We start from the raw sequence: 18,950 nt of genomic DNA, 5'->3' as shown, positions 1-18,950 counted from the left end.
TGGCAGGCAACGCGTCCTGCGTCACCCCTTGGGCTTCTTCTTCCTTACATACAACTGCTTGCGTACCTTGGCGACCAGCTCGCCGGACGCCGTGCGGATATCGGTATCGAACCAGCGCAGGTGCTTCTGGCCATCGGCGCACTCGGCGCGGATCTCGTCGAGCATGGCGTCTTCCACGCGGAATTCCGCATAGACGTCTTCACGGCCAGGCGCCACGAAGCGAATCTCGCCGGCCTGGTCCCATACGATGTAGTCGTTACCGAGACTCTTCAGCACCATGATCATCCAGAACGGATCGGTCATGGAGAACAGGTTGCCGCCAAACTGGGTGCGCACGTAGTTGCGGTTGTACCAGGCGAGCTTCAGCTTCACCTTCGCATAGCGATAATCGTCGAACTGGACGACGCGGATGCCGGCGAACAGGAACGGCGGCCAGGCGTTGAGGATGCGCCGGAGGGTGGGTGCTTTCATGCCCGCCATCGTAGCGGCGGCACCGACGGTGACGTAGCCCCCCGTTTCAAACACCCGTGACCTCTGGCATATACGACGCCGGGGCCAGCCGTTCCACCATCGGGGTCTCATCCGCCGCCGGGAACCGCCCCATGCGCTTCGCCCTTCGCCGTGCTTCGCTCGCCACCGCCACCGCCATCGCGCTCGCCACCGCCGCCCCCGCGGCCTTCGCGCAGGAGCTCCCTGCCCCGGTTGACCAGCCCTACAAGGGCAACCTCTCGGTGCAGGTCGACCTGACCGACCAGGCCCGGCACCTGCTGCATGTACGCGAAAGCATTCCGGTCTCGCCGGGCCATACGATCCTCTACTACCCGAAATGGATCCCAGGCGAGCACGGCCCAAGCGGCCCGCTCTCCAATGTGGCTGGCCTGATCATCACCGCGAACGGCAAGAAGATCCCCTGGCGCCGCGACCTCAAGGAAATGTTCGCCTTCCACGTGGATGTGCCCGAGGGCGTGGACAAGCTCGAACTGAGCTTCGATTACCTGGATTCAGCCACGCCGCATTACATCCCGCTGGAATTCAACGAAGTGTCGTTCTACCCGGCTGGCTATTACACCAGCCGGATCATGATCGAGCCGAGTGTGAAGCTGCCTGCGGGCTGGAAGTTCGCCACGGCGCTGGAAACCGCATCGCAGTCGGGCGATACCGTGACGTTCAAACCGGTGAGCTACGAGAATTTCGTGGATTCACCGCTGATCGCCGGCCAGTATTTCAACCGCGTGGACCTCGCTCCCCACCAGTCGGTACCGGTGCACCTCGATATCGTCGGCGAAACCGCCGAGAGCGTGAAGATCACCGACAAGCAGATCGAGCCGCAGCGCAACCTCGTGGTCCAGGCGAACAAGCTGTTCGGTGCGCACCATTACGGCCATTACGACTTCCTGCTCGTAGTTTCCGACCACACGGGCCACTTCGGTCTCGAGCATCACCAATCAAGCGACGACCGGCTGTTCGCCAATTTCCTCACCGACCCTAAGGTGCATGCGGCGGCTGGCACGCTGCTGCCGCACGAGTACATCCATTCGTGGAACGGCAAGTTCCGCCGCCCGGCGGATCTGTGGACGCCGACATTCACTGAGCCCATGCAGGATGACCTGCTCTGGGTGTACGAGGGCCTGACCGATTACTTCGCCGGTGTGCTCACCGCGCGCTCCGGCATCTGGACCACCGATCAGTGGCGCGACAACCTGGCCTCGATCGCCGCCGACATGGGCGCGCGCACGGGCCGTTCGTGGCGCTCGCTGCAGGACACCGCCGATGGCATCCCGCTTTCGTCGCGCGGATCGTCGGGCTGGGTGAACCTGCGCCGTAGCTCGGATTACTACCCCGAAGGGCAGATGCTCTGGCTGGACGTGGACACGAAGATCCGCGACCTCTCCGGCGGCAAGCACACGCTGGATGAGTTCGCGAAGGCGTTCTACGGCATGGACAACGGCAGCTACGTGCCGAAGACCTACACCTTCGAAGATGTGGTGAAGACCCTTAACGACGTGCAGCCGTACGATTGGGCGAAGTTCCTCCGCGAGCGCCTCGACTACACCGGCGATACCATGCCCGAGAAGGGTATTGAAGGGGGTGGCTGGAAGCTGGCGTTCGACGACAAGCCGACCGAGTTCCAGAAGACCGGCGAAACGCTCCGGAAGACGGTGAACTTCGCCTATTCGCTTGGTATCACGGTATCCGACAAGGGCGAAATCCGCGATTCACAGTGGGAAGGTGCCGCGGCGAAGGCCGGGCTCATCCCGGGCGTGACGATCGTTGCGGTGAACGGCAAGGATTATTCCGCGCAGGTACTCAAGGATGCGCTGGTCGATGCGAAGAACACCACTACGCCAATCGAATTCCTGGTGAAGAACGTGGATGACTACCAGACGGTGAAGGTGGATTACCACGGCGGCTTGAAGTATCCACACCTGGTGCGCGGCGAAGGCAAGGACCTGATCGGCGCCATCGCCACGCCGAGGAAATAAAGCATCGCGCGCAAGCGCGCTCCTACAAGTGCCCTACGAAGCGGCAGTTGTAGGAGCGCGCTTGCGCGCGATCTCCTCGGCCTACTTCTCGCGGGCGGTTTCGAACAGGAACCACGCGCGGCGCTCGGCCTCGTCGATCCAGTTTTCGATCAGGCTGGCCGTGGCGACATCGGCGTATTCATCGCACACACCATGCGTTTCGCGCAGGAATGCGATGTAGCGCATGTTGTCCTCGCGCAACTCGGCGATCATGTCCTGCGGCGTGACGAAATCCGCATCGTTATCCGACAGCCGCTTCAGGCGAGCGATGTGACCGATGGAACGCAGCGTCGTGCCGCCGATCTTGCGGACACGCTCGGCGATGTCATCGGTGATCGCGAAAATCTGGTCAGCCTGCTCATCCAGCAGCAGGTGCAGGTCGCGGAAACGCGGCCCGGACATGTGCCAATGGAAGTTCTTGGTCTTCAGGTAAAGCGCGAACGTATCGGCCAGAAGCGCATTGAGCTCGGCCGAAATATCGCGGGTCGCGTCGGCGCCGAGACCACTGGGCGTATTCAGGTCGGCCTTACGGCGGGTCTTCGCGGCTTGGGTGTTCTTCATCGCGTTTCGCTCCTCGGGGGTCTGGCTCCCGAGGATGCACCTGCGCCATGACAAAAGCTTGCATGATCGCGTCTGGCCGCGGCTCAGGCCTGCAACGGCAGGACGACCACGACGCGGAGCCCACTCCCGCTGTCACGATCGAGTAGCTCCACGGATGCCCCGTGCAGCTCCGCCGCTCGCTGGACGATGGACAAGCCGAGCCCATACCCTTCGCCATGCGAATCCACCCCGCGCTGGAACCGCCCGAACATACCCGCACGGCGTTCGGCCGGAATGCCGGGGCCATCATCCACCACCTCGACGACAGCGTGCGCATCGCGGCGATCAAGCGACAGGGATACGTGGCCGCCCTCAGGTACGTGGCGAAAGGCATTGTCGAGCAGGTTGCGCAGGAGCACGCCGAGCGCTACCGGGTAACCGTCGACGAATACATCGCCCGCGGGCCGCTCGACCGAGAGTTCGACACTCCCGCGAGCGATGATCGGCGACAACTCCTCGACGACATCCAACGCCAGCGCGGCCAGGTCCACCCGGGCCCGCGGCCCCGAGGCAGCACCCGATTCCAGTCGCGCGAGCGCCAGCAGTTGCTCGGTCCGGCGTGCCAGCGAGACCAGGCATTCGCGCGCCGCGTTCAAGGCCGCCTGCGACTCATCGGGCCGTGCCGACGCCATCGCGTTCTCCAGGTTGATCATGGTCGATGCCAGCGGTGTACGCAGTTCGTGCGCCACATCCGCACTGAATCGTCGCTCTCGCTCCAGCGCGCTTTCCAGCCTGAAGATCTGGTCGTTCAGTGCCGCCATCACCGGTTTCAGCTCGTCGGGCGAATCGTTGAGGTGCACGGGCGCGCGGCTACCCGGCTCACGCCGCGATAGCGCACCGGCAAGCTCCTCCAGCGGCCCAAGACCGCGGCGGATCGCCCAACCCACGAGCAAGGCCAACAAGGGCAGGCCCAACAAGGTAGGCAGGCCGTGCTCGATCCAGAGCGCGCGGGTGATCTCATGCCGGCTGTCATAGCGCTCGGCGGCGCGGATCGTGATGCCCTGCTCTTCCATGATCAGTGTGAAGACGCGCCAGGTGTAGCGGCCATGGGTAACGTCTTCGAACTGACCATCGGGGACGTGTATCCGCGGCACGTCAGATAGGTTCTCGGTGGCCATGAGCAAGGTGCCATCCCGGTCGACGACCTGGAAGCCGACCTCGGATTCGTACGTGCGCCCCTGCACCGTGAGCTCGGCAGGGTGGTTGGATGTACTGGGTACGAGCAGACGAGCGGTACGTTGCTCCCGCAGCTGGTCCACGCCGATGCGATTGACCAGCACCTCGAGCGTCCGCGCCGCCTGGGCCAGGCGGCCATCGGAGAGTTCATCCACTTCTTCGAGCGTGCGCTGCGCGCTCAGGATACCCAGCGGCAGCAAAACCGCGGCGAGTACGCCGATGATAAGCACCAACAGGCGAGAGCGGAGGCTGAGCGATCTCACGTGGGTTCCCGCGGCACCATGTAGCCAAAACCGCGCACGGTCTGGATGGCTTCGGGGCTCAGCTTGCGCCGTAGCGCATGCACCAGCACTTCAAGCGCACTGGTGCTGACCGCGTTGTCGGGGCCGTACAGCGTGCTTTCCAGCGCCTCGCGACGCACGATCCGGCCTGCCCGCTCCATCAACGCCTGCAACAGGGCGAATTCGCGCCGGGTGAGGTCGATCTTCGCCCCACGCCACACGACATCGAAGGTGCCAAGGTCCATGCTCAGCGCGCCCGCTTCGAGCCGGTTCACGGCCTCGCCGCGCGCGCGGCGCGAAAGTGAGCGGATCCGTGCCGCGAGCTCGTCGAGGTGGAAGGGCTTCACCAGGTAATCGTCCGCCCCCGCGTCCAGGACCTGGATACGGGCATCGAGCTGGTCGCGCGCCGACATGACGATGACCGGCGTGATAACCCGCTGGCGGCGCGCATCGGTCAGCACGTCGAGTCCATCGCGCCCGGGCAGGCCAAGGTCGAGCAATGCGAGGTCGGCCTCCTGCTCGCGCAGGGCGACCAGCGCCTCTTCACCATCGCGGATCCAGGTGATGCTATGTGACAGCCGCTCCAGCGCCCGGCGGATCGCATCGCCGAGCTGGGCATCGTCTTCGATGAGGAGGATGTGCACGCCGGCATGGCCATGGTCTTGAGATGCCCCGGATTATCGGTAGGGACAGCTTAGCGGGTCCTTAGAGCGCCCCGCCGCCCGTGAAGCGGGCGATCTCGTCCAGCCGCTCACGAGCACGGCGTACCGCCCCGCCCTCCGGCGTCCTCACCAGCCGCGACACGACGAGGTACGCGCCCAGGCAGACGACGGCCGTCAGCAGGTTGAGGCCGACAAACCACGGGCGGGCGGCCACGATATCGACGCCCAGCAAGCCGAATGCCCATACGATCATCGGCACCCACATGAAACAGCCCACGACGCCGAACCAGCGGCCCTCGCGGATCCGCCACGCGCGCAGCACCGCCACCCGCTGCTGCAGGGCCAGCACGGGTGCGTCCTCCGTGGCGTTCGCCGCCAGCACCAGGTTGCGCGCCGCGGCCACGATCATGGCGATCCCGTAAGCGTGCAGGAGCAGGCCGGCCACCAACGGGCCGGGCGCGTCGCGGTGATCGAACCAGAACGATCCGGCGGCTATCGCCAGCATGAGCCCGAACACGATCTGGACGGACTGACCCCAGCGTAACGGCCGCAATTCGGCACGGACGGCGGCGGCAGCCCCATGCCGGGCTCCCGTGACCTCCAGCATCGCGACGCGCCGATCCAGTTCCGCCCAGCCGGCCTTCAGTTCATCGAGTTCCATGGGTCGTTTCCTCGTCAGGGGCCGTGCCGGTCATCTGCCGGCGCAGGCGTTGCTTCAAGCGGGCGATCCGCGTGCCCACGTTGGTCTCGGAGAGGCCGAGGACACCGGCGATTTCCGCGTACGGCACTTCATCCAGGTACAACAGGGCGAGCGCGCGCTCCAGCGGTTCCAGCGCATCGATGGCTCGGGCCAGCGCGGCCAGCCGCTCGTCCGGCTCGGCGATCGGCGTCCCCCCTTCCATGGCATCGAGCAGGTCAGCGCCGAGCATCGCCGGCTTCTCGCGTTCGCGGCGTGCGTGCGAGAGCCCTACGTTCAACGCGACCCGGTAAAGCCAGGTGGAAAACGGCCGCCCGGCGTCATAGCTCGCGAATGAGCGCCACACCTGCAGCGCGATATCTTGCGCAAGATCCTGTCGATCCGCTGCGTTGCGGGCGTAGACGGCCGCCACCTTGAAGACGATGCGGCGGTGTTCGTGCAGCAGAGCATCGCAGCGTCGTCGGCGTTCCTCGTCGGCCATGGCCCCTCCTCTTTCCCCCATGATTCGCCCAGCGCGGAAAAAAATCACACAATGGCCGGATTCGCCTGTCCGGAAGATGCCATGCGCGCCACCCGCCTGTTTCTCGCCCTGCTCGCTACCGCCCCGTTCGCGCTCCATGCGAAGGAGACCTGGACCACGCCCGCTGAGGCCTCGGGCTTCCGCACCACGCCGTCATATGCCGATACCCTGGCCTACCTGCACCGCGTTGCCGATGCATCGCATGGCACGGTAACGATGCAGACCTTCGGCACCACGCCCGAGGGCCGGCCCATGACTGTCGTGGTCGCGGCGAAGGATGGCGACCTCACCCCGGAGAAGGCCCGCGCCGCCGGCAAGCCGATCGTGCTCCTGCAGGCGGGCATCCACCCCGGCGAGATCGAGGGCAAGGATGCGGGCCTGATGCTGTTGCGCGACTTCGCGGTCACCGGCAAGCTCACCCACCTGCTTGACCATGCGGTCCTGGTGTTCATCCCGGTGTACAGCGTGGATGGCCACGAGAACTCGGGCCCGTACTTCCGCATCAACCAGAACGGCCCGGAGAAAATGGGCTTCCGCGGCCAGTCGCAGTACCTGAACCTCAACCGCGATTACGTGAAGGCCGATGCGCCGGAAACACGCGCGTGGCTGCAGTTGTGGAACACCTGGCGGCCGGACCTGCTCATGGATATCCACACCACCGATGGCGCCGACTACCAGTACGACCTGACGTATTACACGGAAGATGCGCACAAGCTGCCGCCATCGATCGCCGCGTGGCAGAAATCAGCGATTGAAGACGACGCGATCCCGCATTACGAGAAAATGGGCCACCTCGCCTCGCCCTACCTGGAATTCAAGGATGGGCGTGACCCGACCAAGGGCATCGAGAACTTCGGTTCGGGCCCGCGCTTTTCGACAGGATATGCCGCGATCCGCAACCGCGCCGGCCTATTGATCGAAACGCATATGCTGAAGCCATACGAAGTGCGCGTTCGTGGCACCTACGACGTCGTTCGTGCGGTGCTCGATGACATCAACCGCGATCCCGCCGCATTGCTGAAAGCATCGAAGGACGCCGATGCCTGGGCGTCGACGCTCTCCGCCGCGCAAGGCGCATCGGTACCCGTCACCTTCAAGACGGATCCTACGCCGAAGCCGTTCACACTGAAGGGCTTCGCGTTCACCCAGACGAAAAGTGATGTCTCTGGCGACACGTGGATCCAGTACGACCCGACGAAGAAGAAAACGTACGCCATCCAGAGCTGGCTCGACCTGCAGCCCGATGCGTCGGCGCCGCTGCCTGCGGCGTGGGCGATACCGCCACAGTGGACGGTGGTCATCGACCGGCTCGAGGCGCACCACGTCCCGTTCACCCGTACGACCACACCCGTTACGGTCACCGCGACGCAGGACACGCTGACGAACCCCAAGTGGGCCGAAAAGCCCTTCGAAGGCCATCACCTGCTACGCGATGTGACGATCACGCCGACGAACGCAACCATCACCTTGCCTGCGGGCACCGTCATCGTCCGCGCCGATGATGCGGAGGCCGTGCTGGCCGCGAACCTGCTCGATGCGCACGCGCCGGATGCGCTGCTCACCTGGGGTTACCTCGACGCCATCTTCGAGCCGAAGGAATACGGTGAACCGCGCGTACAGGAAGCACTCGCGCGGAAGATGATCGCGGCGAACCCGGCGTTGAAGGCCGAGTTCGAGGCGAAGGTCGCGGCCGATCCCGCCTTCGCAGCCAGCCCGCGCGCACGCCTGTCGTTCTTCTTCGAAAAGAGCCCGTGGTACACCGTGCAAAAAGTCGGCGCCTACCCTGTGCTCCGTCTGGACCACGAAGCCCTGCAAAAAACCCTGTAAGAGCGCGCTTGCGCGCGATTCACGGTCGCGGCGCGCCCCCATCGCGCGCAAGCGCGCTCCTACAGGTCGTGTGTCGTGTTGCCGCGACCGTGAATCGTGCGGCTGACAGGTCAGGCGACGACCTCGAACGGGCGCATCATTTCGTTGGCTTCATGCTCGGCCAGGTGGCAGTGCCAGGCGTAGCGGCCTGCGTAACCGTCGAACGTCGCCACGATGCGCGTCACCATGCCGGGATAGGCCTGCACCACGTCTTTCCACCCCTGCTCATGCGCCGGTGGTGGTTGGGCGGGGCCGACGTAGCGGATGGTCTTCCTCTCCATGTATTCATCGACGTCGTACGGGCGTCGATCAAGGATCTGGAAGCGCACCAGGTGCAGGTGCACGGGATGAGTGTCCTCGGTGAGGTTCACCAGGCTCCACATTTCCGTACTGCCCAGCTTCACCGTCTCTGTCACGGGCTCATGCCAACGCTTGCCGTTGAGCAGCATCAGCATGGGGGTGGCCACGCAATCGCTGTATTCATCGAGTGTCATTTCGCGCGATTTCGAGGCACTGGCGTCGGTAAAACGCGGCAGGTCACGCAGCGCAGCCGGTACGCGACTATCGTCCACGGCCTTGCCCTGCCCCACCGCGAAACGCATCAGCGGCAACGCGTCATTCATCAGTTCCACCGTACCGCCACGCAACTCGGCGAAGTCGACGACGATATCGGCGCGCTCGCCCGGCGCCAGGAACACCGCGCGCATCAGTGCCGGCGCGGCCAGCAAGCCCTGGTCAGAGCCAATGACCTGGAAGGGGCGGCCATCCTTGAAACGCAGGTGATAGAAGCGTCCGTTCGCCGCATTGACCACGCGCAAGCGATAGCGCCGCGGCTGTACATCGGCACGGGGGAGGATCGCTCCGTTCACGAGGGTGAGGTTGCCAAAGACCTCGGGAACCCAGGGCGCCTTCGCATCGCCGGAATCGGGGTAATACAAGCGGCCATCCTGGCGCAGCCAGCGGTCGGCGATGACCAGTGGCAGTTCGAATTCGCCCGAAGGCAGGCCCAGCGATAGCTCATGCTCGTCACGCAACAGGTACAGGCCCATCAGCCCGGCGTACATGTTCAAGCGGTTAATACCCATCGCGTGGTCGTGATACCACAGCGTTGCCGCATCCTGCGCGTTCGGGTAATGGTGCCGGCGCGACTTGCCGGGGATGTACCAGTCCTCCGGATAGCCATCGTCCTTGCGCGGCACTTTCGCACCATGCAGGTGGGTGATCGCACGGACGATCGGTTTATCGGCTTCCGCGCCGCAGATGTTGTGATCGACCGGCAGGAAATGCTTCGTCGGCAGCGCGTTGACCCACTCCACATCGAACGCCTGCCCGCTGCGCGCTTCGATGGTCGGGCCAGGGTAGCTGCCGTTGTACGTCCATAATTCGGTGGGCGGCAGGTCGCGGTGCAGTTTGTGGGTGCTCGATGCCATCCGCACGCTGATCAGCTTGCCCGGTTCGGGACGCAAGACGGGTGGGAGCGGGAGCGGATCGACGAAGGCGGCCAGTTTGGCCGGATCGACCAGGCCCGGCATGTGCGTGGTATCGCCCATGGCGTGCATGCACAGCTTGTTGCCCACCTGGCCGGTGGCCGGGGCCTGCATATGCTGCATGTCATGCGCAAAAAGCCGCGACGGGATCCATCCCGCCGCGGCCATGCTACCCACCGCCTTCAAGAAGCGGCGGCGATCACCCATGCCCGTTTCCGAACGGCCATGACGACCCGTTCTTCGGTTGGCCGGTCTTCTCATCCAGGATCAGCTTGCGATCGAACAAGCGCGGCAGGAAGAAATCGAACATGCTGTCGATGCGGCCCGCCGTGACGTCGGTCGACCCACCGCCGATGCGCTTGCCTTCCAGCCAGTTGTCTTCAATAAAGCGCGTGATCGAGCTCTGGTCGGTCACGCTGTGATCCACGAAGTTATCGCGGACCCAGGGCGAAATGACCATCAGCGGCAGGCGCGGGCCGAAGCCGCAACGACCCATCGCCGGCGTCTTCCCGTCGATACCCGGCAGCACCGTGCGGCCCTTGCACACACCGTCGCCATCCAGCGCGTCAGTGGTGCCGGTGGAGCCGTGCACGTGCGGCGGATCCTGGTGGTCGTACCAACCATCCGAGTCGTCATACGCGATGACCACGGCGGTGTCGTTCCACTCGCCGCTCTGCTGCAGCGCGTTGATCACCTTCACCACGAAGGCCTGCTCATCCAGCGGGTCGGAATAACCGGCGTGGCCATCCTGGTAAGACGACGCCTTCAGGAAACTCACCGACGGCAGCTTGCCCGCATCCAGCGCATCGTAGAAATCCTCGATGTCGTACTGGTGGTTCGCCTGGTCGGTCTTGCCGATCATCGTCACCGAGCTAGGCCGCGCGTGGGTCAAGTTGGCGGTGGACGGGTAGTACTGGAACGGCTGGTGGTGCGGGCTGTAATCGTTCGAGGTCGTGTTGGTCACCGACGACAGCGTGCGGCGCGTGCAACCGGTGCTGCCATCCGGGTTCGTGCGGGTCAGGTCGAAGCCGCCCTGGAACCAGCCCCAGGTGACATTGCGGTCGTTGAGCAGGTCACCGATATTCTTGCCGCCCAGCGTCGCCTGGCTCGCCGTCGGCGAGGAACAGACATCGCCGATCGGGTCCGGATCACCGATCATCGTGAGGCCACCATGGCCGTCATCGGTTTCCGCACCGGTACCGTTGAGCGTATCGATCACGCCGGCGGTCTGGCCCGAGATCAGGTTCACCGCACCGGGCGACGACGGACCGAAGGTCGTGTTGTAGCTGTTGTCGCTCATCGCGAAATGCTGCGCGTAGTTCCACAGGGCGGTGACGGTGTTGCCGTCGTAGTAACCCATGACCTGGCCCTTGCCCTCTTCCGAGGCATCGCCGCCCGGCAGCGCTTCACCATGGCCGGTGTACAGCGGGAACAGATCCATCTTGCCGCCATGGAAGGCGCGCTGCTCGGACGTATAGCCATGATCCTGGTCGGCGGTAGCCGCCTGCGCACGGGTGAGGCGGAACGGATTGATCGCGCCATCCGCATTGGCGGTGTTCGTCGCATTCGGGTTCTTCGTCAGCAGCTTCCGGTCCAGCCCGTTGACGTTCGGCGTGAACGGCCGGCCGTAGAACGCTGGCTCACCACGCGGGTTCGCCGCGAACGGATAAGTGCCAAAGTAGTGATCGAAGGAGACGTTCTCCTGGAAGATCACCACGATGTGTTTGATGGGGGTGGCGGTACGCGGGTCGTTGCCGTGCCCGCCGTGGCCCCAGCCGAAGCCAAGAGCACTGCTGGCTGCATCCGCCGGGGCGGTCTGCTGGGCGACTACCAGGGTCGCAGCCGAAAGGGAAAGCACGCAGGCAATGCCCGCGGCCAGGATCTTGCGCATGACGGTGGCTCCTCGGTGATCTGGGTGATACGCCGGTGGCTAAGGGCCGCATCCCCTGTCATGCGGTAAGCAGGAGCGTAGGAACCTGTTGTGACACGTAAGGGACAAACGACGCAGGATATTGCGAGATTTCGACGTTCGTGCACTGCATCACGCCATGCCCCGGGGCACCCCTGGCCGCCGGGGCCTCAACCTCCCGAACCATGACTTTCGTCACAGTGGGCCCTGAGCGCCCCCCGCAACGGCTATCCTCGGGCAGGGGCGGCGCCGGGGAGTGCCGACTTGATGACCATTTCACAGAGGGATTTCCATGACCAAGCAGTACCTGAAGCCGCTCGCACTGGCGCTGAGCGTCGCGCTTGTCGGCACCGCGTGCAGCAAGCACGAGGATGCCGCCGCACCGGCCGCCAACTCGCCAGCCGCCGCCAGCACCGCCCCCACCGCGGCCGCCGCGCCCGCCAAGCCCAGCTTCGATGTGGCCGACATCGATACCGGCATCAATGCTTGCGACGACTTCAACGGCTTCGTCAACAGCAAGTGGGTCGCCGCCAACCCGATCCCTGACGACCGCACCCGTTGGGGCGCTTTCGATCAGCTGGCCGAGAACAGCCTCAACACCCAGCACGACATCGTCGAAGGCGCGGACAAGGGCGCCGATAGCACTACGGCCGGCTCGATCGAGCAGAAGATCGGCCTGATCTACCGTTCGGGCATGAATGAAGATGCGATCGAGAAGGCCGGCGTCGAGCCGCTCAAGCCGGAACTGGCGAAGATCGACGCACTGAAGTCACCGCAGGACATCGCCGACTTCCTCGACACCAGCTTCAACGAGGGCAATGGCTACGTGTTCGGCTTCGGCTCGGGCGCGGATTTCCAGAACGCCAAGGTCCAGATCGGCTACGCGCAGCAGGATGGCCTGGGTCTGCCGACCAAGGATTACTACACCGATCCGAAGCAGGCCGATAACCGCAAGGCGTACGTCGACTACATCGCCAAGACCCTTTCGCTCGCCGGCGTCGCCGATGCCGATGCGAAGAAGCAGGCCGATGACATCATGAAGTTCGAAACCCAGCTGGCCGCGGCCTCGCTGGCACCGGTCGAACTGCGTGCGCCGGAAAACCAGTACCACTTCGTCTCGGTGAAGGACGCGGACAAGATCACCCCGCACTTCAACTGGGAGAAGTTCTTCGCCGCCCAGGGCGTGACGATCGACAAGGGCTTCTCGCTCTCGCAGCCGAAGTTCTTCGCCCAGTTCGACAAGATGCTGGCCAGCACCCCGGTCAGCACCTGGCAGGCCTACCTGCGCTTCCATGCGATCGACAGCGCCTCGCCGTACCTGTCGAAGAATTTCCAGGACAACAAGTTCGACTTCTACGGCAAGACCCTCGCCGGCCAGCCGCAGCAGAAGCCGCGCTGGAAGCGCGTGCTCGGCACGGTGAACTCGTCCATGGGTGAAGCCCTGGGCCAGCTGTACGTCGCCAAGGTGTTCAAGCCGGAAGCAAAGCAGCGCGCCAACGAACTCGTCGACAACGTGCGCAACGCCCTCAAGGCGCGCATCGAGAAGCTCGACTGGATGAGCGATGCGACCAAGGAAAAGGCCATCGCCAAGTGGAACACCTTCCTGCCGAAGATCGGCTACCCGGACAAGTGGCGTGACTGGTCGGGCCTGGACGTGACCGGCACCAACTACTTCGGCAACGTCGAAGCAGCCAGCAAGTTCAACTACCACTACGACATCGCCAAGATCGGCAAGCCGACCGATCGCCTCGACTGGGGCATGACGCCGCAGACGGTGAACGCGTACTACAACCCGACCGACAACACGATCAACTTCCCGGCCGCGATCCTGCAGCCGCCGTTCTTCGATGCGAACGGCGACGACGGCATCAACTACGGCGGTATCGGCGCGGTGATCGGCCACGAAGCCAGCCACGGCTTCGATGACGAAGGCAGCCAGTTCGATGGCGAAGGTAACAACAAGAACTGGTGGTCGAAGGAAGACCGCACCAAGTTCGACGAGCGCACCGCGCGCCTCGTGAACCAGTTCGATGAGTACGCCCCGATCAAGGACAAGCCGGACCTGCACGTGAACGGCAAGCTGACCCTGGGTGAGAACATCGCCGATCTGGGCGGCCTGAACGTGGCATACGACGCACTGCAGGAAGCGCTGAAGAAGGATCCGAAGGAAGCGGGCGAGAAGATCGACGGCTATACGCAGGATCAGCGCTTCTTCCTGAACTGGGCACGCGTGTGGCGTGGCAGCGTCCGTGAGAAGCAGGCGATGCTGTACCTGAACGTGGATCCGCACGCTCCGGCCTCGCTGCGCGCGATCGGCGCCCCGTCGAACATGGAGTCGTTCGCTACGGCGTTCCAGTGCAAGCCGGGCGCGAAGATGATCCGCGAGGGCGATAAGCAGGTGAAGATCTGGTAACTCGCGTTACTGGTTCTTAGCTGCAAACCCGAAGGCGCCGCACGTTTGTGCGGCGCCTTTTTTTGGTTCTTCGCGCATTACCGGGGTCGTCAGGTGCATCGACGCCTCGTCATTGGTTCATTCGCTGGCGCGAATGCGTGTACTGAGCGGCTTGCGCCGCCTTAGGCTGGTTGCATCGCGGGATCGGGAGCGGTCAGGCCCTGAGTCGACGCACTCCGTTTCGTGCCGCACAAGCCGGCACACCGAAACCCCGGCCGTTGTAGGAGCGCGCTTGCGCGCGATCAGCCGACGAAGCGGCGATGCCGTATCCCGCGCAAACGCCAGGCGCGCTCAGCATTCCATAGACATGAAAGCCTTCCCGGCGAGGCGATTCCGGCGGGTGCCGTCGCCACCAAACCGCGGCGGATCGAACGACGGTTACGCTAGCGAGACGGCCCGCCGCCTCACCGCTCCGTGGGCTGATCGCGCGCAAGCGCGCTCCTACAGGCGGGCGCTACATGTCGCGAGCTCTCCCCCCATGAACCTCACCGCTGGCGGCCCCAAGGGCCTGACCTCCCGCAGCTTCCTCACCCGATAAACGCGAGGCGGCGTCAGCCGCTGGTCACATGCATTCGCGCCAGCGAATGAACCGATTCGACAAAGCGCGACACCAAAGTCCGGCCGACATCGAACACGCAGACCGTCTCCGAAATTCCTACATTCGTTTTGTAGGGTTTTTCCCTAGAGCGAACCCACCAAACCCCTACACGCCAAAGCGGATTCCGCCGCTCGGCCTCCCCCTGCCCGGCCCGATAACCTGCCTCACGTCGGCGCACATCGACGTCGACATCCCCCACTCAAAGCAAGGAGTCGTGCCATGGGTTCTTACATGTGCTATTGCCACCACCTGCGGGAAGACGAAGCCATCGACGGCCTCGACGCCGCTGCCGCCGTACAGCTCAGCAACGTCGAACTCGCCGAGCTCGACAACGAGTGAACTCCAACGGGGCCCCATGCGGGCCCCGTTTTTCATGGAAAAACCACGATGATTCCATTCGAACGCGAGTTCCCCCTCGCGCAGGCCCGTCGCCGCGTCGAAAACGAGCTCACCCATCTCGGCCTCGACTGGCGGGTACAACAGCATGGCGCCGCGCTACACACCACCGTCGTCGAACTACACGACCATGCCGGCATGCTGCCATGCACCGGCGTCGGCAAGGGCCGGCGCGAGTTCTCGCTGACCGGCGCCTTATACGAAGCCTGCGAACACTACCTCAGCCTGCACCACGACTGCTCGCTCGACCACGCCGTGCTCCCCGCGCAGGATGTCCCCACCGGCATGGGTGCCCCCATCGACGCCCTGCTCGCCGAGCAGGCTGACGTCAACCTGGCGTGCCGCATCTATACCGGCTTCCTTGACGGCTCGTGCAAAGCCTATCCCCTGGCCCTGTCGCGCCCCACCTACCTGGATTCGCCCAGTACCGACGATGCCTTCGACTACGTATCGCTTAGCCGCTACGCAAGCAACAGCGGCACCGCTATCGGTGCCACGTTTGCCGAAGCGGCGCTGCATGCGGTGAACGAGTGCATCGAGCGTGACGATGTCTCGCGCTTCCTCCGCCAGCAATTCCATGACGACGCCGATGCCCCCTTACGCCTGCTGGATGCCCGTGGGATCGGCTCGGTGCTTCGCCGCGACTGGGCCGAGGCAGAGGCCGAGGTGGGCGCCAGCATCACCCTGCTCGACATCTCCCACCACACCGCTGCGCACACCTACCTTGCCTTCGCCGCAAGGCCGGGCCGCCCACAACATCTCTACGGCGCAGGCACCTCGGCCGATGCAGTCCATGCGGCGTTGCGCGCACTAACCGAGCTCGTCCAACTGCACACCGTAGCCGACAACGTACCGCACGTGCGCGACGACCTCGCGCGCGAAGTGCGCCGGCTGCAACCGTGGCGCCAGTTGCATCGCAGCTGCGTCGCCGACCTGCCGGCCTTGCTCGCAAGACGCCGCCTCGAGTGTGTCAGCATTCCCCGACGCAGCCGAACCGGCACGGTGAAAGATGAGCTCGAGCGCTGCATGACCGCGCTGGCCGATGAAGGCTACCGTCCACTGGTACACGTCCTCTACAGCCGCCCCGACACCGTCACGCTGTGCCAGGTGCTGGTGCCTGGGTTCGATCGTTACTATCTGGTCTCACGCGGCGGCATCGTCGTGCCGGGCTTCGCCAGGGGGCGCCAGCATGGGCATGCCTGAAGCACAGCCAAAGGCATGCGCGGCTCGGTCTGGATTTCGTGTGTGCGGATGCGGCGACGCTGCGTCCGGCAAGTTCTTGCTACCTAGCTGACGCTTACAAGGTAATTGCAACTCGTTCTCATTCTCTTTACGATAGGCGTTCTGTAGGCGTCGCAGCCTGCGTTTTCCAGGGTCACCCAGCCACGACGACCACAGGCCACCCGGCCTGTGCGGTGAGCTGTGCCTGCGGCAGCCCCACCGTTTCCAATGCCTCTCGAAGGAAAGTCCATGGCCCACATCAAGAGCCGCAAGCACGCAGCCCCCGCCGTGCGCACCGTCGGTGCCGCCGTACTCCTCACCCTCGCCCACAGCGCCGCCGCCACCGATGCGCCGCCGCAGCAGGCCAAGGTGAACGATGCCCAGGCCCTGCCCGGCATGCAGGTCGATGCGGATCGCTCATCGGACTACCGCGTCGATAAGGCGTCCTCGCCCAAGTTCACGCAATCGCTGCTCGACACGACCCAGACCATCCAGGTCATCGGCAAGGAGCTGATCCAGCAGCAGGGCGCGACCACGCTCACCGAGGCACTGCGCAACAGCCCCGGCGTGGGCACCTTCTATGTCGGTGAGAACGGCGCGACCAACACCGGCGACGCCATCTACATGCGTGGCTTCGATACGTCGGGCAGCATCTTCGTCGATGGCGTGCGCGATCTGGGTACGGTGTCCCGCGACGTGTTCAACATCGAACAGGTCGAAGTCACCAAGGGCCCGGACGGTACCGAGTACGGCCGTACCGCACCGACCGGTGCCGTCAATCTGGTCAGCAAGCAGCCGGTGCTCGGCAATGGCGTCAGCGGCAGCGTGCAGGGCGGTAGCGGTTCGCGCGAGCGCGCCACCGCCGACCTCAACCGGCAGATGGGCGATACCGGCGCGTTCCGCCTCAACGTCATGAAGCAGAACAGCGGCGTCGCCGGTCGTGACCAGGTCGAGCAGAACCGCTGGGGCATCGCGCCCTCGCTGGCCTTCGGCCTGGGCACGCCGACCCGCGTGTACCTCGATTACCTGCACGTGAAGCAGCGCAACACGCCGGATGGCGGCATCCCCACCATCGGCCTGCCAGGCTACACCTCGCCGGACAACCGTGCCTTCCTCAGCAATGCGCCGAAGGTCGACACCGACAACTTCTACGGCACGAACCAGGACCACGACCGCAACACGCAGGATCTGTTCACGATTATCGTCGAGCACGATTTCAACGATAAGGTCGGCCTGCACAACACCACGCGCTGGGGCCGTACGCAGCAGGATTACCTGCTCACCTCGTTCCTCGCCAGCGGCGCGAACATCCTGACGCCGGATCCGGCGGATCCCTCGACCTGGACGCTTGCGCGCAGCACGCCGACGTTCAAGCACCAGTCGAACCGCATCGCGACCAACCAGACCAACCTCACGGCGACGATCGAATCCGGCGCGGTAACCCAGAACATCAGCGCGGGCATCGAGCTCAGCCAGGAAGTCGCCAAGACCGTCGGCATCGCCGCATTCACCGGCAGCACCTGGCCGGTGGCGAATCTGTACAAACCGTTCTCCGATGTGGGCGGCCTGCGCTACGGCGAGAACGGCGCCAGCAGCTACGGCAAGACCAACACCGCGGCCGCGTACTTCTTCGATACCATAAAATTCGGTGAGTCGTGGCAGGTCAACGCCGGCGTGCGCCTCGACCACTACAAGACCGACTTCAACAGCCTCGTCGTCTGCGGCGCCCGCAACGGTCCCACCTGCGGTCGCCTCCCGGCCGGCAGCATTGTTCCGGGTGTCGATGCGAAGTCCAGCGATAACCTGAAGAACTACAAGCTCGGCATCCTGTACAAGCCGGCCGCCAACGGCAGCATCTACGCGAACTTCGCGCAGTCGCAGGAGCCGCCGGGCGGCAACACGCTCACGCTTTCCGCGTCGGCGAACAGCGCCGACAACCCCAACTTCGACCCGCAGAAGGCCAAGACCGCCGAAGTGGGCACGAAGTGGGACCTGCTTGGCGAGAAGCTGCTGCTCACCGCCGCGCTGTACCGCACGACCGTCACCAACGACCTGGTGCAGGATCCGACCGACCTGCTCTACTACCAGATCGGCAAGAAGCGCGTGAGCGGCATCGAGATCTCGGCGGTGGGCAAGTTCACCGAGAACTGGGCGGTCAGTGCAGGCTTCACCACCATGAACGCCAAGGTGGAAACCGGCACGAACGTCTCCCAGGACGGCAGCTCCGACCTTGCGTACAACCCGAAGCAAGCGTTCACCGCATGGACCACCTACCACCTGCCCTTCGACCTCACGATTGGCGGCGGCGCGCGCTATAGCGGTGAAATGAAGCGCGGCACGGATGGCGCCATCGGTACGCCCGACCACACCGAGAGCTACTGGGTGTTCGACGCGATGGCCAGCTACCCGGTCAATCGCAACTTCGATGTCCAGCTCAACGTCTACAACCTGTTCGACAAGAACTATGTGGCGGCGATCAACAAGAGCGGTTACCGCTACACTCCGGGTACCCCGCGTTCGGCCATGCTGAGCGCCAACTTCCGCTTCTGATCGCCCCGAGGGT

General features: G+C 64.5%; 13 protein-coding genes. 5 read left to right on the top strand and 8 right to left on the bottom strand.

Annotation, left to right across the window (positions count from 1 at the left end):
- Nucleotides 1-21: 21 nt before the first annotated feature.
- Nucleotides 22-471: a DUF4442 domain-containing protein gene (locus VGN46_RS03365; protein ID WP_331640622.1), complete on the bottom strand. Its 450-nt coding sequence runs from the start codon at nucleotides 469-471 to the stop codon at nucleotides 22-24.
- Nucleotides 472-602: 131 nt separating this feature from the next.
- Here VGN46_RS03365 and VGN46_RS03360 point away from each other — a divergent pair, with 131 nt between their 5' ends.
- Nucleotides 603-2,483, top strand: coding sequence for a M61 family peptidase (locus tag VGN46_RS03360; protein ID WP_331640620.1), 1,881 nt, complete (start codon nucleotides 603-605; stop codon nucleotides 2,481-2,483).
- Between the two features lie 81 nt (nucleotides 2,484-2,564).
- On the opposite strand, the gene VGN46_RS03355 is transcribed toward VGN46_RS03360, so the two are convergent.
- The 5 genes from VGN46_RS03355 to VGN46_RS03335 all read right to left on the bottom strand — a co-directional run bounded on the left by VGN46_RS03355 (nucleotide 2,565) and on the right by VGN46_RS03335 (nucleotide 6,419).
- Entirely contained in the window at nucleotides 2,565-3,083 is a 519-nt protein-coding gene (locus VGN46_RS03355) for a DNA starvation/stationary phase protection protein (protein ID WP_331640618.1), read from the bottom strand.
- A gap of 83 nt (nucleotides 3,084-3,166) precedes the next feature.
- Nucleotides 3,167-4,561: a sensor histidine kinase gene (locus VGN46_RS03350; protein WP_331640616.1), complete on the bottom strand. Its 1,395-nt coding sequence runs from the start codon at nucleotides 4,559-4,561 to the stop codon at nucleotides 3,167-3,169.
- Nucleotides 4,558-5,223 carry a response regulator gene (locus VGN46_RS03345; RefSeq protein WP_331640614.1) on the bottom strand — a complete coding sequence of 222 codons (666 nt, stop codon included), beginning with the start codon at nucleotides 5,221-5,223 and terminating at the stop codon, nucleotides 4,558-4,560. Before VGN46_RS03345 ends, VGN46_RS03350 begins: the two co-directional genes overlap by 4 nt.
- 61 nt (nucleotides 5,224-5,284) lie before the next feature.
- Nucleotides 5,285-5,902 (bottom strand): hypothetical protein, encoded by a 618-nt coding sequence (locus tag VGN46_RS03340; RefSeq protein ID WP_331640611.1) that lies wholly within the window; start codon nucleotides 5,900-5,902, stop codon nucleotides 5,285-5,287.
- The gene (locus tag VGN46_RS03335) at nucleotides 5,889-6,419 is read right to left on the bottom strand and encodes a sigma-70 family RNA polymerase sigma factor (protein ID WP_331640609.1); all 531 of its coding nucleotides are present in this window, start codon (nucleotides 6,417-6,419) and stop codon (nucleotides 5,889-5,891) included. Before VGN46_RS03335 ends, VGN46_RS03340 begins: the two co-directional genes overlap by 14 nt.
- An 81-nt stretch (nucleotides 6,420-6,500) precedes the next feature.
- Between VGN46_RS03335 and VGN46_RS03330 the strand changes: the two genes are divergently transcribed.
- Nucleotides 6,501-8,285, top strand: coding sequence for a M14 family metallopeptidase (locus VGN46_RS03330; RefSeq protein ID WP_331640607.1), 1,785 nt, complete (start codon nucleotides 6,501-6,503; stop codon nucleotides 8,283-8,285).
- 110 nt (nucleotides 8,286-8,395) lie between these two features.
- On the opposite strand, the gene VGN46_RS03325 is transcribed toward VGN46_RS03330, so the two are convergent.
- Both VGN46_RS03325 and VGN46_RS03320 read right to left on the bottom strand, forming a co-directional pair.
- Nucleotides 8,396-10,018: a multicopper oxidase family protein gene (locus VGN46_RS03325; protein ID WP_331640605.1), complete on the bottom strand. Its 1,623-nt coding sequence runs from the start codon at nucleotides 10,016-10,018 to the stop codon at nucleotides 8,396-8,398.
- Nucleotides 10,011-11,702, bottom strand: coding sequence for an alkaline phosphatase family protein (locus tag VGN46_RS03320; RefSeq protein WP_331640603.1), 1,692 nt, complete (start codon nucleotides 11,700-11,702; stop codon nucleotides 10,011-10,013). Before VGN46_RS03320 ends, VGN46_RS03325 begins: the two co-directional genes overlap by 8 nt.
- A gap of 310 nt (nucleotides 11,703-12,012) precedes the next feature.
- Here VGN46_RS03320 and VGN46_RS03315 point away from each other — a divergent pair, with 310 nt between their 5' ends.
- The 3 genes from VGN46_RS03315 (at nucleotide 12,013) to VGN46_RS03305 (ending at nucleotide 18,937) form a co-directional block, all read left to right on the top strand.
- Nucleotides 12,013-14,133, top strand: coding sequence for a M13 family metallopeptidase (locus VGN46_RS03315; RefSeq protein WP_331640601.1), 2,121 nt, complete (start codon nucleotides 12,013-12,015; stop codon nucleotides 14,131-14,133).
- 1,024 nt (nucleotides 14,134-15,157) lie between these two features.
- The gene (locus tag VGN46_RS03310; protein WP_331640599.1) at nucleotides 15,158-16,369 is read left to right on the top strand and encodes a YcaO-like family protein; all 1,212 of its coding nucleotides are present in this window, start codon (nucleotides 15,158-15,160) and stop codon (nucleotides 16,367-16,369) included.
- Between the two features lie 267 nt (nucleotides 16,370-16,636).
- Entirely contained in the window at nucleotides 16,637-18,937 is a 2,301-nt protein-coding gene (locus VGN46_RS03305) for a catecholate siderophore receptor Fiu (RefSeq protein WP_331640597.1), read from the top strand.
- Nucleotides 18,938-18,950: the final 13 nt, after the last annotated feature.

This window comes from Luteibacter sp., assembly GCF_036500425.1.
Classification (GTDB): domain Bacteria; phylum Pseudomonadota; class Gammaproteobacteria; order Xanthomonadales; family Rhodanobacteraceae; genus Luteibacter.
Note: the sequence above shows the minus strand (reverse complement) of the source record. Positions and strands in the feature narration are given on the sequence as shown.

Bases quoted from the DNA above. Each gene is read 5' to 3' on its own strand.
- VGN46_RS03365 (WP_331640622.1), bottom strand. From the start codon at position 471: ATGAAAGCACCCACCCTCCGGCGCATCCTCAACGCCTGGCCGCCGTTC.
- VGN46_RS03360 (WP_331640620.1), top strand. From the start codon at position 603: ATGCGCTTCGCCCTTCGCCGTGCTTCGCTCGCCACCGCCACCGCCATC.
- VGN46_RS03355 (WP_331640618.1), bottom strand. From the start codon at position 3,083: ATGAAGAACACCCAAGCCGCGAAGACCCGCCGTAAGGCCGACCTGAAT.
- VGN46_RS03340 (WP_331640611.1), bottom strand. From the start codon at position 5,902: ATGGAACTCGATGAACTGAAGGCCGGCTGGGCGGAACTGGATCGGCGC.
- VGN46_RS03335 (WP_331640609.1), bottom strand. From the start codon at position 6,419: ATGGCCGACGAGGAACGCCGACGACGCTGCGATGCTCTGCTGCACGAA.
- VGN46_RS03330 (WP_331640607.1), top strand. From the start codon at position 6,501: ATGCGCGCCACCCGCCTGTTTCTCGCCCTGCTCGCTACCGCCCCGTTC.
- VGN46_RS03325 (WP_331640605.1), bottom strand. From the start codon at position 10,018: ATGGGTGATCGCCGCCGCTTCTTGAAGGCGGTGGGTAGCATGGCCGCG.
- VGN46_RS03320 (WP_331640603.1), bottom strand. From the start codon at position 11,702: ATGCGCAAGATCCTGGCCGCGGGCATTGCCTGCGTGCTTTCCCTTTCG.
- VGN46_RS03315 (WP_331640601.1), top strand. From the start codon at position 12,013: ATGACCAAGCAGTACCTGAAGCCGCTCGCACTGGCGCTGAGCGTCGCG.
- VGN46_RS03310 (WP_331640599.1), top strand. From the start codon at position 15,158: ATGATTCCATTCGAACGCGAGTTCCCCCTCGCGCAGGCCCGTCGCCGC.
- VGN46_RS03305 (WP_331640597.1), top strand. From the start codon at position 16,637: ATGGCCCACATCAAGAGCCGCAAGCACGCAGCCCCCGCCGTGCGCACC.